13 protein-coding genes are annotated in these 13,733 nt (G+C 70.9%); 8 read left to right on the plus strand and 5 right to left on the minus strand.

All coding sequences use genetic code 11. The features are described 5' to 3' along the window. Positions 1-5: 5 nt before the first annotated feature. Complete coding sequence (mtrA, locus tag PU630_RS11515) at positions 6-686, minus strand: MtrAB system response regulator MtrA (protein WP_275277206.1); 681 nt, start codon at positions 684-686, stop codon at positions 6-8. Positions 687-856: 170 nt separating this feature from the next. Between mtrA and PU630_RS11520 the strand changes: the two genes are divergently transcribed. The 7 genes from PU630_RS11520 to aqpZ all read left to right on the plus strand — a co-directional run bounded on the left by PU630_RS11520 (position 857) and on the right by aqpZ (position 7,645). Then, complete coding sequence (locus PU630_RS11520) at positions 857-2,209, plus strand: DUF7847 domain-containing protein (protein ID WP_275277207.1); 1,353 nt, start codon at positions 857-859, stop codon at positions 2,207-2,209. Then, complete coding sequence (locus PU630_RS11525; protein ID WP_275277208.1) at positions 2,206-2,865, plus strand: DUF4129 domain-containing protein; 660 nt, start codon at positions 2,206-2,208, stop codon at positions 2,863-2,865. Before PU630_RS11520 ends, PU630_RS11525 begins: the two co-directional genes overlap by 4 nt. Continuing rightward, positions 2,862-4,082: a DUF4350 domain-containing protein gene (locus PU630_RS11530; protein WP_275277209.1), complete on the plus strand. Its 1,221-nt coding sequence runs from the start codon at positions 2,862-2,864 to the stop codon at positions 4,080-4,082. The genes PU630_RS11525 and PU630_RS11530 overlap by 4 nt, the downstream gene beginning before the upstream one ends. Continuing rightward, positions 4,079-5,101 carry an AAA family ATPase gene (locus PU630_RS11535; protein WP_275277210.1) on the plus strand — a complete coding sequence of 341 codons (1,023 nt, stop codon included), beginning with the start codon at positions 4,079-4,081 and terminating at the stop codon, positions 5,099-5,101. Before PU630_RS11530 ends, PU630_RS11535 begins: the two co-directional genes overlap by 4 nt. A gap of 2 nt (positions 5,102-5,103) precedes the next feature. Beyond that, on the plus strand, positions 5,104-6,405 hold the full coding sequence (locus PU630_RS11540; protein ID WP_275277211.1) for a DUF58 domain-containing protein: 1,302 nt from the start codon (positions 5,104-5,106) through the stop codon (positions 6,403-6,405). A 109-nt stretch (positions 6,406-6,514) separates the two neighbouring features. Next, a complete protein-coding gene (locus PU630_RS11545) occupies positions 6,515-6,685 on the plus strand; it encodes a hypothetical protein (protein ID WP_275277212.1) in 171 nt (56 codons plus the stop codon). Between the two features lie 201 nt (positions 6,686-6,886). Then, positions 6,887-7,645 carry an aquaporin Z gene (aqpZ, locus tag PU630_RS11550; protein WP_275277213.1) on the plus strand — a complete coding sequence of 253 codons (759 nt, stop codon included), beginning with the start codon at positions 6,887-6,889 and terminating at the stop codon, positions 7,643-7,645. A 158-nt stretch (positions 7,646-7,803) separates the two neighbouring features. Here the strand turns inward: aqpZ and PU630_RS11555 are convergent, their stop codons facing one another. The 4 genes from PU630_RS11555 to PU630_RS11570 all read right to left on the minus strand — a co-directional run bounded on the left by PU630_RS11555 (position 7,804) and on the right by PU630_RS11570 (position 12,802). Next, positions 7,804-8,460 carry an SDR family oxidoreductase gene (locus PU630_RS11555; protein ID WP_275277214.1) on the minus strand — a complete coding sequence of 219 codons (657 nt, stop codon included), beginning with the start codon at positions 8,458-8,460 and terminating at the stop codon, positions 7,804-7,806. Positions 8,461-8,838: 378 nt separating this feature from the next. Further along, a complete protein-coding gene (katG, locus tag PU630_RS11560; protein WP_275277215.1) occupies positions 8,839-11,094 on the minus strand; it encodes a catalase/peroxidase HPI in 2,256 nt (751 codons plus the stop codon). Between the two features lie 38 nt (positions 11,095-11,132). Continuing rightward, positions 11,133-11,573 (minus strand): Fur family transcriptional regulator, encoded by a 441-nt coding sequence (locus PU630_RS11565; protein WP_275277216.1) that lies wholly within the window; start codon positions 11,571-11,573, stop codon positions 11,133-11,135. A 233-nt stretch (positions 11,574-11,806) separates the two neighbouring features. Then, complete coding sequence (locus tag PU630_RS11570) at positions 11,807-12,802, minus strand: stage II sporulation protein M (protein ID WP_275277217.1); 996 nt, start codon at positions 12,800-12,802, stop codon at positions 11,807-11,809. Between the two features lie 16 nt (positions 12,803-12,818). Between PU630_RS11570 and PU630_RS11575 the strand changes: the two genes are divergently transcribed. Next, positions 12,819-13,652 carry an RDD family protein gene (locus tag PU630_RS11575; protein ID WP_275277218.1) on the plus strand — a complete coding sequence of 278 codons (834 nt, stop codon included), beginning with the start codon at positions 12,819-12,821 and terminating at the stop codon, positions 13,650-13,652. Positions 13,653-13,733 lie beyond the last annotated feature (81 nt).

The raw sequence follows: 13,733 nt of genomic DNA on the forward strand, positions 1-13,733 counted from the left end.
GCGCCTCACACGATGGCGCCGGCGCGATAGCCGACGCCGCGCACGGTGGTGACGATCTTCGGATTGTCGGGGTCGAGCTCGACCTTCGCACGGAGCCGCTGCACGTGCACGTTGACCAGCCGGGTGTCGGCCTTGTAGTGGTACCCCCACACCTGCTCGAGCAGCATCTCGCGCGAGAAGACCTGCTGCGGCTTCGATGCGAGCGCCACGAGCAGCTCGAACTCCAGCGGTGTCAGGGCTATCGAGGACTGGCCCCGGCGCACCTCGTGGGCCGCGACATCCACCTGCAGATCACCGATGCGCAGCATCTCGGACTCGGGCTGGGCACCGGGTCGCAGCCGGGTGCGGATGCGCGCGACGAGCTCTTTGGGATTGAACGGCTTGACGATGTAGTCATCGGCGCCCGACTCGAGCCCGCGCACCACATCGGCCGTGTCGGCGCGGGCGGTGAGCATGATGATCGGAACGCCCGATTCCGCGCGGATGCGCGTGCAGATCTCGATGCCGTCCATGCCGGGCAGCATCAAGTCGAGCAGGATGAGATCGGGCCGGTGCGCACGCCACTCCTGGACGGCGGTGGCGCCGTCGGCGCAGAAGAAGGTCTCGAACCCCTCCGTGCGCAACACGATGCCGATCATCTCCGCGAGCGCGGTGTCGTCGTCGACCACCAGGATTCGAGAAGTCATGTGAACGCGTTTCGTCCTTCATCCGGCGCGGCCATACCGCGGCACGTACCGGCGGCGCAGTCCCCGACCGCCTGAACACAGCGTAGCCGAGCACGGCCCGGGATTGTCCGCGCCCGCGCGCGGGTGTGACACGATGGGTTCTCGGGCCCGCCCGAGCACGAGGAGACTCTGTGACCGCCTATCCCACCTGGACCCCGGCATCCCGTCCCGGCATCATCCCGCTGCAGCCTCTGAGCTTCGGCACCGTGTTGGGGCGCTCGTTCAGCGCCCTGCGGCACAACCCGCGGGTCCTGCTGGGATTCGCGCTCGTCGTGCAGGTGCTGGCGACGCTCCTGGTGGTCGCCGTCGTGGCGGGGACCTCGTTCTGGGCCTTCAGCCGGCTGCAGAACATCCCGACGACCTCGCCCGATTACGACACGATCACCGCCGGCTCGGTCGGCATCGTCCTGGTGGTGTCGGGGCTGGCCGGTCTTGTCGCTGCGGCGCTGCAGACGCTCGTACAGGCGGTCGTGGTGATGGATGTCGCGCGCGGCGCTGTCGCCGAGCGTGCGCCCCTGCGCGAGCTGTGGCAAAACGTGAAGCCGGTGCTGTGGCGCCTGATCGGATACACGCTGCTGCTCACGGCCGCCCTCGTCCTGGGCATCGGGATCGTCGTGGGCATCGTCATCGGGGTCAGCACGCTCTCGCCCCTCGCGGGAATCCTGCTCACCGTGCTCGCCGTGCTCGGAGCCATCCCGCTGCTGCTGTGGCTGTCGACCAAGCTGCTGCTCACCGCGCCCGCCATCGTGCTCGAGCACGCCACGATCCGCGGCGGTATAGCCCGCTCGTGGCGGCTGAGCCGCGGACGGTTCTGGCCGATGCTGGGTGTGCTCGTGATCGTGCAGGTGATCTTCAGCGCCGTCGCATATGCGATCTCGATGCCGTTCAGCCTGCTCGGCAGTCTTGCCGGCAGCGTGATCGCCCCCACCGGAGACGCCAACACGCAGACCATCATCACCATGGTGGTCGCCCTGGCACTGCCGGAGATGGTCTCGCTGGTCGTCGGTTCGGTGTCGGCCGTCGTGCAGGCGACCGCGGCGTCGCTGCTGTACATCGACGCGCGCATGCGCAAGGAGGGGCTCGACCTCGACCTGCTCTCGTACGTCGAGCGGCGCGACGCGGGCGGCGCAGGGCTGCCCGACCCGTTCCGCGCCAACATCGGGCGCGAACTGCTTCGCGCGCCGCTCGGCTACATGCCCGCCGCCTACCCGCCCGCATACGGGCAACCCCCGTCTGGGCAGCCGCCATACGGGCAGCAGCCGTACGGGCAGCCGTCGTATGGACAACCGCCGTACGGGCAGCCCCCGTATGGGCAGCCGCCGTACGGGCAACCGCCGTACGGCCAACAGCCGCCCGCCGCGGCCTATCCCCCGCCGCAGCCACCGCAGGTCCCCGAGCGCGGGGAGCGAGACGAAGGGCCGGTCCCGCCGGCGCCCGACCCGACGCAGTGGACCGCCCCCGGAGGGCCCACTCCCCCCGAATGATCCTCTTCCCCTTCGATCCCGAGCAGCCGCCGCTGACGCCCGATGGCGATCAGGCACGCCGGTGGGCAGAGCGCGAGCTCAGCGACCCGGCGTATGCGGCTGCGCACCCGACCCCGATCGACCGCATCGCCCGGGCCGTGCAGGAGTTCTTCGAGCGCCTGTTCAACTCCCACGTCGATACGACGCTCGGTCTCTGGCTGGCCGTCGCCATCGCCGTCGTCCTGCTGGCACTCATCGTCGCGGCGGTCATCTTCTCCGGACGTTCGCGTCTGTCGCGGCGCGCCGCTCCCACCGCGCACGATCTGTTCGGCGACAGCGAGACCCGCACCGCCGCGCAGTTGCGCCGTGCCGCGGCATCCGCCGCCTCCTCCGGTGACTTCGATGAGGCGGTGATCCTGCGCTTCCGCGCCCTCGCCCTCGGACTCGTCGAGCGCGAGCTGGTCGAGCTCGTGCCCGGCGCGACCGTGCACGCCTTCGCGCGGCGCGCGGGCGATCTGTTCCCCGACCAGGGAGAACGGATGGATGCCGCAGCCGCCGTCTTCGACGATGTGCGGTACCTGCGACGTGGCGGCACCGCCGACGGCTATGCGCTCATCGCGGCTGTCGACGATGCCGTGCGCGGGCGCAGCGTGCCGTCACCGGAGCCCGTCCGGTGACGGCGGTCACGACCGCCACGCCGCCGACGCGTCGCCGGCGCGTCGGCATCTGGGTCTCGATCGGCGTGGTCGTGGTCGTCGTGGGCGTCATCGCGACGATCCTGTCCGGCCTCGGCCAGTGGAATCGCCGCGACGTGCTCGACCCCGAGTCGACCGGCGCCGACGGGGCCCGCGCCCTGGCCCGGGTGCTCGATCAGCACGGCGTCGCCGTGCATGTCGTGCGCGACCGGCACGCTCTCGACGAGGCGTTGGATGCCGCCGGCCGCACCGACCGCCTCCCGGCCATGGCCACGCTCGTGCTGCCCGACAGCCCGCTGTTGTCGGATGCGACGTTCCAGAAGATGGCCGACGGCGCCGACGACGTCGTGATCGCCCAGCCGCAGGCGCGCGCCGCACGTGTGCTGTTCGACGCCGAGCTGTCGGGCTACGGCACCGACCAGCCGATCGGCCCCGGCTGCGCGCTGCCGGCCGCTCAGCGGTCAGGATCGATCTCCCCCGGCACGCTGTTCGCACCCCCGAACGACCCCGACATCACCGCCTGCTACACCGTCGACGGCGACGCAGCTCTGCTGCAGCGCACCCTCGGCGGCCGCACCGTCACCCTTCTCGATGCGGCCGAACTGTTCACGAACGCGACGCTCGCCGACGACGGCAACGCCGCCCTGGGCGTCAACCTGCTCGGCGTGCACTCCGACCTCATCTGGTACGTGCCCTCGGCGGGCGACGCCGACGCCGGCGAGGTCGCGGCCGATCTCGGGTCGCTCACGCCGGGATGGGTGTCGCCCGTCATCGTGCTCCTGCTGCTCGTCGGCGTCGCCGCCGCCGTGTGGCGGGGGCGCCGTTTCGGCCCGCTGGTCGCCGAGAACCTGCCGGTCACCGTGCGCGCCGCCGAGACGACCGACGGCCGCGCACGCCTGTACGCACGTTCCGGCGACCGCGTGCACGTCGCCGACCGGCTGCGCATCGGCACTCTCACCCGACTCGCCCGCGTGCTGGGCCTGGGCCGTGCGACGCCGGCGAACGAGATCTCCGACGCCGTCGCCGACAGACTCGGGATGCCCCGGGCCCAGGTGCGCGGCATCCTCATCGACGATCAGCCCGCCACCGATCGCGAACTGCTCACGATCAGCGACCGTCTGCGCGACCTCGAGCGCCGCGTGCACCAGGCGGTGCGCCCCGACACGAACCCGCCCACCGACACGGGGAGGACCCCATGACAGACCCGACGCAGACCCCTCCCGACTCCCGGCCGCCCCGCGAGCACAGCGAGTCGACCCGCTCCGACCCCACCGACGCCGCCCTGCGCGACGACCTGCATGCCGTCCGGACGCAGGTCGGCCGTGCCGTCATCGGACAGGACGGCGCTGTGACCGGCCTCTTGATCGCTCTGCTGTCGGGCGGACACGTGCTGCTAGAGGGCGTGCCGGGCGTCGCGAAGACCCTGCTCGTGCGCGCGTTCAGCAAGGCGCTGGGCCTGGACACCAAGCGCATCCAGTTCACGCCCGACCTGATGCCCGGCGATGTGTCCGGCTCGCTCGTCTACGATGCGCGCACGGCCGAGTTCGAGTTCCGTGAGGGGCCGATCTTCACGAACATCGTCCTCGCCGACGAGATCAACCGCACGCCACCCAAGACGCAGGCCGCGCTCCTGGAGGCCATGGAAGAGCACCAGGTCACCGCCGACGGCGTGACCCGCGAGCTGCCCGACCCGTTCCTGGTCGCGGCGACCCAGAACCCGATCGAGCACGAGGGCACCTACCCGCTCCCCGAGGCGCAGCTCGACCGCTTTCTGCTCAAGCTCGTTGTGTCGGTCCCCGAGCGCGACGCCGAGCTGCGGGTGCTGCGCCAGCACGCCGACGGCTTCGACCCGCACACCCTGGCGGGCATCGAACCGGTGGTCGATGCCGAGCGGCTGCGCGCAGCGCGCCGAGCCGCGGCATCCACCGCCGTCACCGACGACGTGCTCGCGTACCTCGTCGATCTCGCGCGCGCGACCCGCCAGAGCCCGTCGGTGCAGCTCGGGGTCAGTCCACGCGCGGCGACCGCGCTGCTGGCCGCGGCGAAGGCGTGGGCGTGGCTGAGCGGATACCCGGCCGTCACGCCCGACCACATCCAGACGATGCTCGTGCCCACGTGGCGGCATCGCATCCGTCTGCGGCCCGACGCGGCGCTCGAGGGCGTCTCGGTGGATGCGGTGCTCACCGCCGTGCTGCAGCAGACCCGGGTTCCCATCTGATCGTGCACCTCACCGGCCGCTTCCCTCTCCTCCTCGCCGCAGGCGTGGTGCCCGTCGTCGCACTGTCGATCGCGGGCGTCGACCCGTGGCTGACGCTGGGGGGCTGGCTCGTGCTCTGCCTGGCGGCGGCGGGAGTGGATGCCGCTGTCGCGGCCGATCCGCGCCGGGTGCACGTCGATCGCACCGTTCCCCGACGCGCCCTGCGCGACAGCCGCGTGCACACGACGCTCACCCTGCGCGGCCCGCAGCAGCTGCACGGCCAGCTGCGGGACGCGTGGCAGCCCACCGCCGGCGCCCCCCATGCCCGCGCCGTGGTGCACCTCGAGGCCGATGTGCCGCTGCGCATCGACGTTCCGCTGCAGCCGCGCCGGCGCGGCGAGCTCGTGTCGGAGTTCGTGGTGCTGCGCAGCGTCGGGCCGCTGGGGCTGGCCGGGCGCCAGTCGCGGCTGAACGTGCGCGGCGCGGTCCGTGTGCTGCCGCCGTTCACTGCGCGTCGGCATCTGCCGTCGCGACTCGCCCGGCTGCGCGAGCTCGACGGGGCCACGAGCGTGCTGGTGCGCGGGCAGGGCAGCGAGTTCGACAGCCTGCGCCCGTATGTGCGCGGTGACGACGTGCGCTCGATCGACTGGCGCGCCACCGCGCGCGCGGGCACCACGATGCTGCGCACCTGGCGACCCGAGCGCGACCGGCACATCGTGATCGTCATCGACACCGGGCGCACCTCCGCGGCCCGCGTCGGTGACGGCGTACGCCTGGACGCCGAAATGGAAGCCACGCTGCTGCTCGCGGCACTGGCCGTACAGGCCGGCGACCACGTGCACCTCGTGATGGCAGACCGCGCCGTGCGCGCACGCGTCAGCGGCGTCGACGGAGAGAAGCTGCTCCCCGCGCTGGTGGACGCAATGGCCCCCATCGAACCCACGCTCATCGACACCGACTGGGATGCCGTGGCCGCCCACGTCCGTTCGCTCACGGTGCGGCCGTCGCTGATCGTGCTGCTGACCGCGCAGGACGAGGCCACCGCCGCCCGCGGGTTCCTCGGCACGCTGCCCGGGTTCATCGCCCGTGCGCATGTGCTGATCGGAACCGTCACCGACACCGGCCTGGCCGCCCAGGCCCGCGCGCGTGCCACGGCCGGAGAGATCTTCCGCGCCGCGGCCGCAGAGCAGACGCTCTCCGACGCCGACCGGGTCATCCAGGCCGTGGTCGCCGCGGGCGCCGACGCGCTCACCGACGGCCCCGAAGAGCTTCCCCCGCGTATCGCGGACCGGTACCTGCAGCTGAAGGCCGCCGGCCGGCTGTAGGGGTGTTGTTCAGTCGTCACGGATGACCGTTTCCGGGCCGGAGAACCGTCATCTGTGACGACCGAACGAGCCGGGTGGATGCCGCGGGCCGGGCGGCGAGATGCAGCGCGTGAGCAACCTCTGCCACGGCGCGCTGGTGTCGACCGTGGGGCTGACGGTGCCGGCCGTGCTGATCGTCGGGCTGGTCAGCCGACAGAGTCCCGTCTTCGGAGTGGACGGGATCGGGATGCTGCTGCTCGTCGCCACGCTCGCGCTGTCGATCGCAACCTTCTCGAGTTGACGCGTCGGGGCGCTGCACGGCGCGGCGCATCTCGCGCTGTTCGCGGTGTACGTGCTGAGCGTCTTCGCCTGATCGATTGCGCTCGCCCGGACGACGAAACCCCGCAACCGCGTGTCGCACCGCCCGGCCAGCCCGCAGGTGCCGATAATCTCGCGACATCGGCGTGTCTACCAGCGGCGCCGCCGAGCAAAGGAGACACCCATGTCGGATGCAACACCTGCAGCGTCACCGCTCGTCACCCGCATGGTCGCCGAAGCCATCGGAACACTCGTCCTGGTCTTCGGCGGTGTGGGCACCGCCCTGTACGCAGCAGACTTCGCCGTCGGCGGTGAAGGCACGCCGCTGGGCGTCGGGCATCTCGGCGTCGCGTTGGCCTTTGGTCTGACCGTGCTGGTCGGCGTGTACGCGTGGGGTCCGATCTCGGGCGGCCATTTCAACCCCGCGATCACCCTCGGCATGGCCACCGCCGGACGCTTCGCCTGGAAGGACGTCACCGGCTACATCGTGGCGCAGATCGTCGGCGGTGCCGTCGGCTCGACGCTTCTGGTGCTCATCGGGCTGTTCGGCCCCGACAAGTGGCTGAGCAACGCGCAATCGGGCGGTTTCGCCAGCAACGGATTCGGCGAGCACTCCCCCAGCGGATGGGGCGTCGGCGCGGCCATCGTCATCGAGATCATCCTCACCTGTGTCTTCGTGCTCGTGGTCGCCGGCTCGACGAGCAAGCGCGCTCCGGTCGGCTTCGCGGGCATCGCGATCGGCCTGACGCTGACGCTCATCCACCTCATTTCGATCCCGATCGACAACACCTCGGTGAACCCGGCACGTTCGATCGCCGCGGCGATCTACGGCGGCGTCGGACCGCTCGCCCAGCTCTGGGTGTTCATCGTCTTCCCGCTCGTGGGCGGCGTGCTCGCCGGCCTGATCCACCGCGCGCTGTTCCCCGAGCCGCAGGCAGCCTGACCGCCCGGGCGGCCCGGGCTCGGCCGCGGGCCCGGCGCCTTCACCCTCACCGGTGAGAGTGCAACTGGTGGACGAGAGGTAGGGAAATACCCGCTTCCTCGTCCACCAGATGCACTCTCAGCGTTTTGTGCGGGGGTGCGAGCCCGGCGCGACCGCGCTCAGCGCTCGGGCGCTGAGGCCACGGCCTCGGCGATCGGCGTCGGGCCGGTGTTGAAGCAGATCGTCTTGTGCCCGCTCGACGCGTCGGCAAGGACGGCGGCGATGGTGGATGCCACGTCCCCGCGCGGCACGGAACCCGAGGTTTCGGCCGCCACATCAATCCGACCGGTCGGTTCGTCGAGGGTGAGCGAACTCGGGGCGACGATCGTCCAGTCCAGGCCGCTCGCGCGCAGGTGCGCGTCGGCGTCGGCCTTCGCCTCGGCGTACGCGTGGAACGGGTCACCCTCGGGCACGCCGTGGTCCAGGCGCGCGCCGAAGTACGAGACCATCACGTAGCGTCGCACATCGGCGGCGGCCGCGGCATCCATCGACCGGATCGCCGCGTCGCGGTCGACCGCGTACGTGCGCTCGGGGTTGCCGCCGCCCGCTCCCGCCGACCATACGACCGCGTCGTTGCCGGCGATGATGTTGGTGAGCTGGTCCTCGTCGAGCTGCTCGATGTCGGCGACCAGGGGCGCCGCTCCGGTGGCGGCGACCTCGCCCTCGTGCGCGGGATTGCGGATGACGCCGGTCACGGTGTCGCCGCGGGCCACCAGCTGCGGGGCCAGTCGCAGGGCGACCTTGCCGTGGGCGCCGATGATGAGAATGCGTGCCATTGGTGCTCCCTTCGTGTCCCCCGAGCCTACGCGGGGCGCGTCGCGCCCGCGCACGGGCCGGGTATCTGTCGCCACCGCGCGCCGGCGACCACCAGGGCGGCAGATCCGTAGACAAGTGGATGCCGCGTGCCGGCGCCCCGCCCACGATCCCAGATGACTTGCCGCAAGTGGTGGGTCAGAATCGCCACGCACCCACCATTTACGGCAAGTCATGCGCCGAGGGGACCCGCCCGCGCCCGCCCGCACGCCGAAGGGCCCGCCCGCACCAGCCCGCACACCGAAGAGCGCGCACGCCGAAGAGCGCGCACGCCGAAGGGCCGGCACCCCCGTGCGGAAGTACCGGCCCTCGCTGCGCCCGCTCAGGGCGCCGTCAGCGGATCACTCCAGGTCGAAGCGGTCCAGCTCGGTGACCTTGCCCCAGGCCGCGGCGAAGTCGTTCACGAACTTCTCGCCCGCGTCGTCGGCGGCGTACACCTCCGCCAGCGCTCGCAGCTCGGAGTTCGAGCCGAACACCAGGTCGGCACGGGTGCCGATCCACTTGCGCTCACCGGTGCCGAAGTCGCTGCCGGCGAAGGCGTGCGAACCCGGGTCGACCGGCTTCCACTCGGTGCCCATGTCGAGCACGTTGACGAAGAAGTCGTTCGTGAGCACGCCCGGGCGCTCGGTGAACACGCCGTACTTCGAGCCGTCCCAGTTGGCGTCGAGCACACGCAGGCCGCCGACCAGCACCGTCATCTCGGGAGCGGTGAGCTTCAGCAGGCTCGCCTTGTCGACCAGCAGGAACTCCGCCGGCAGGTCCGCGGCCGCCGCCAGCGGGCCGACGTAGTTGCGGAAGCCGTCGGCGACCGGCTCGAGATAGCTGAACGAGTCGACGTCGGTCTGCTCCTGCGTGGCGTCGGTGCGCCCGGGGTGGAACGGCACGACGACGTCGAATCCGGCATCCTTCGCGGCCTTCTCGACGCCCGCGTTGCCGGCGAGCACGATCAGGTCGGCCAGCGAGACCTCCTTGCCGAAGCCCTCCTTGATGCCGCGCAGCACGTCGAGCACCTTGGCGGTGCGCTCGGGGTTGTTCGACTCCCAGTCCTTCTGCGGGGCCAGCGCCAGGCGCGCGCCGTTGGCGCCGCCACGACGGTCGCTGCCGCGGAACGAAGCCGCTGCCGCCCACGTGGTGGCCACGAGCTCGGGCACGGTCAGGCCCGACGCGAGGATCTGCTGCTTGAGCGTGGCGGCGTCGACCTCGGTGATGAGCTCGGCGGGCGGTGCGGGCACCGGGTCCTGCCAGATGAGCTCCTCGGCGGGCGCGAGTTCGCCGAGGTACCGGGTCTTCGGCCCCAGGTCACGGTGGGTCAGCTTGAACCAGGCCCGGGCGAACGCGTCGGCGAAGGCGTCGGGGTCGTCCCGGAACTTCTGCGAGATCGGCCCGTAGATCGGGTCGAAGCGCAGCGACAGGTCGCTGGTGAGCATACGCGGCTCGCGACGCGTGGTGGCGTCGTGCGCCATCGGCACCATGTCGGCGCCCGCGCCGTTCTTCGGCCGCCACTGCTTGGCGCCGGCCGGGCTTTCCATGAGCTCCCACTCGTACGCATACAGAATGTGGAAGAACTCGTTGTCCCAGCGGGTCGGGTGGTAGGTCCAGGTGACTTCCAGGCCACTGGCGGTCTGGTCGTCGCCCTTGCCCGTGCCGTGGGCGTTCTTCCAGCCGATGCCCATCTGCTCCATCGGGGCTTCCTCGGGGGCCGCTCCCACGAGGTCGGCAGGGCCGGCGCCGTGCGTCTTGCCGAAGGTGTGACCACCGGCGATGAGGGCGACGGTCTCTTCGTCGTTCATTGCCATGCGCGCGAACGTCTCACGGATGTCACCGGCGAGCTCGAGCGGGTCGGGGTTGCCGCCCACGCCCTCGGGGTTGACGTAGATGAGACCCATCTGGGTCGCCGCGAGCGGGTTCTCGAGATCGCGCTTCTTGCCCGGCTCGTAGCGTTCCTCGTCTCCGAGCCAGGTGTTCTCCGAGCCCCAGTACACGTCGTCGTCGGGCTCCCACGCGTCGACGCGGCCGCCGGCGAAGCCGAAGGTCTTGAAGCCCATCTGCTCGAGCGCGACGTTGCCCGCGAAGATCATGAGGTCGGCCCACGAGACCTGCTTGCCCCACTTCTTCTTGACCGGCCACAGAATACGGCGGGGCTTGTCGAGGCCCACGTTGTCGGGCCAGCTGTTCAGCGGCGCGAACCGCTGCTGGCCGGTGCTGCCGCCGCCGCGGCCGTCGGTCACCCGGTAGGTGCCGGCGCTGTGCCATGCCATGCGGATGACCGCCGGGCCGTAGTTCTCGAAGTCGGCGGGCCACCAGTCCTGCCGCGTGGTCAGGACCTCTTCGATGTCGCGGCGGAGCTCCTCGAGGTCGACGTTCTCGAAGTTGGCGCGGTAGTCGAAGTCTTCGTCGAGGGGATTCGTCTCGGCCGGGTTCTTCGCGAGCACCTTCAGGTTGAGCCGGTTCGGCCACCAGTTGCGCGCGCTCGACCCGCCGGCGGGGCTGGCGCCGTGGATGACCGGGCAGACGGCCTCCTCGGCGGCGACGTGCTGTTCCTCGTCGGTGGGCGTGGGGATGACGCCCTCAGATTCGTCGGTGATGTTGTCGGTCATCTGATGTCCCTTCTTCGATGTCGGTTGCGGTTGTGGAGTCAGGCAGCGGATGCGGCACAGTCGGCGCACATCCCCCAGAAGGTCACCTCGGCCTCGTGCACGACGAAGCCCGCGGTGGCGGACGGCGTCAGGCATGGCGCCTCGCCGACGACGCAATCGACGTCGACGACGGCACCGCAGGCGGTGCACACGAGGTGGTGGTGGTTGTCGCCGACACGCAGCTCGAACAGCTGCGGACGCCCGGCGGGCTCGATGCGGCGCGCGAGGCCCGCGTCGGCGAAGTCGTTCAGCGCGTTGTAGACGGACTGCAGACTGGGGTGCTCGAGCAGCGGCGCGACCTGCGCGTACACGGCGTCGGCACTGGCATGCGGCAGGTTCCTCAGGGCGTCGAACACGGCCGACCGAGAGTCGGTCACGCGCAGGCCCGCGGCACGAATGGCGGTCGCGGCATCCCACTCGTCGATCTCGTGCGTGTGCATGCCTTTATTCTACCCTTGATTTGATCAAAACAAAAGTGGATGCCGCAGCTCGCTGTGCCTGGATCGCGCGCGACGACGCTTCCTGAACGTATTGAACTTCCCGTTCACACGGCTCCTCGGGGCGGCTGAGCGTGGCTGTGCGTGTGAACCGGAAGTTCAATGCGGTTATCGCATGCTTCGCCGCCCGTTGAGTGAGCGGGAGCCCCGGTTGAGTGAGCGAGCGCCCGCCGCCCTCACCCGGCGACGAGCCGCGGCGTGCCGGCCTCGACTTCGGCAAGGTCGCCTGTCTCGCCCGCCCGCGTTGCACGACGCCCAATGACGAGCATGTAGAAGAGGAAGACCCCCAGGGCCGCCGCCCCGATCGCGATCTTGATCGACCAGTGCCAGTGCTGGGGCGTGACGAACCCTTCGACCGCGCCCGACAGCGCGAGGCTGAACACGAGCCCCACCGCGACGGTGACCAGCGTTCGCCCGGCCGCCGCGAGCGACTCACCGCGCGATCGGCGCCCCGGCGCGACCCACGCCCAGAACACGTGCAGCCCCGCAGCAGCGGCGACGAAGACACTTGTGAGCTCCAGCATCCCGTGCGGAACGATGAACTGCCAGAGGATGTCGCCGTGGCCCGTCGCAATCATCACAGCGGCCGACGAGCCCACGCCCACGGCGTTCTGCATGATCGCGTACAGCGGCCAGACACCGGTGATGCCGAACATGACGCACTGCAGGGCGATCCAGGCGTTGTTCGTCCAGACAGTTCCCGCGAAGACGGCGGCCGGGTTCTCGCGGTAGTAGTCGACGAACGAGTGTTCGGCGTAGTAGTCGAGGTCGGCCTTGCTGCCGAGGGCGGCGAGTGCCTGCGGGTCGGCGATCAGCCAGAGCGCCATGAGCGACCCGATCACGAAGAACGCGCAGGCGACGGCGAGGGTCGTCCACCGCAGCCGGTACAGCGCCGCAGGCAGGTGCGAGCCGAAGAAGCGAGGCAGGGCGCTGCGGGCGTCCGATCCGCTGCCGGTCAGCCGCAGCCGCGCTCGCGCGAGAATCGTCGAGACGTGATCGCCCAGCGCCGTGCGGCCGGCCGATGTCTTGATGTCGGCGAGATCGGCCGACGCCGACCGGTAGCGGGTGACCAGTTCGTCGACCTCGGCTCCGTCGAGCCGGCGGGAGCGGCTGAGCGCGTCGAGGCGCTCCCATTCCGGGCTTCGGGCGGCGGCGAGCGCGTCGAGGTCCATGTGTTTCACTGTAGTCATGGCCGAACCGATCACGATCGTGCCCGATGAGGTTCTCACCGGTGAAGCGGTCGCGCTCGATGTGCAGCCCCTCGGGTTCTTCCTGCGCGCACTGGGCGCGATCATCGATGTCATCGTCGCGATCGCGTTCACCCTGCTGCTGGCGTGGGTGCTGGGGTGGATGCTGGGCCAGAACGTCGTGGATCCCTCGGCCTCCGGCATCCTGTCGATCCTGATGATCGTGATCGTCACGGTCGTGCTGCCCACCACGATCGAGACGCTGACGCACGGCCGCAGTCTCGGCAAGCTCGCCGTGGGCGGGCGCGTCGTGCGAGCCGACGGCGGCGCCGAAGGGTTTCGTCATGCGCTGATCCGCGCGCTCGTGGGCGTGCTCGAGATCTGGGCCACGCTCGGCGCCGTGGCGCTGCTGGTCGGCGCGTTCACGCCGCGGTCGCAACGCCTCGGCGATCTGCTGGCCGGCACCTACAGCCAGCGCACGCGCACGCCCGCGCTGCCGCCGAACGCTCCCCTGCTGCCGCCGGTGCTCGGCGAGTGGTCGCACGTGGCCGATGTCACGCGCCTGCCCGACCGGCTGGCGCGCCGCTGTGCACAGTTCGTGCACCAGGCCGACCGCATGGAAGCGGCCTCGCGCGCCCGCCAGGCGGCGCTGCTGGGCGCCGAGGTGCGGGCGTTCGTCTCGCCTCTGCCGCAGGTCGACGCCGAGACGCTCGTGCGGGCAGCGGTGGCGGTGCGCCGCGACCGCGAGTACCGGGCGATCCTGCTCGAGGACGAGCGGGTGGGCGCCCTGCTGGCACGCACCTCGACAGTGCCGCGGGGCTTTCCCGAGCGGTGAGCCGCCGAGCAGCCGTTCAGAACTCCGCACATCCGCGCGCTTCAGACGCCGGCCGCGGCTGAATGCCGTCGTCACGGTCCG

Origin of the sequence: Microbacterium horticulturae (assembly GCF_029094505.1) — a bacterium.
GTDB classification, from domain to species: domain Bacteria; phylum Actinomycetota; class Actinomycetes; order Actinomycetales; family Microbacteriaceae; genus Microbacterium; species Microbacterium horticulturae.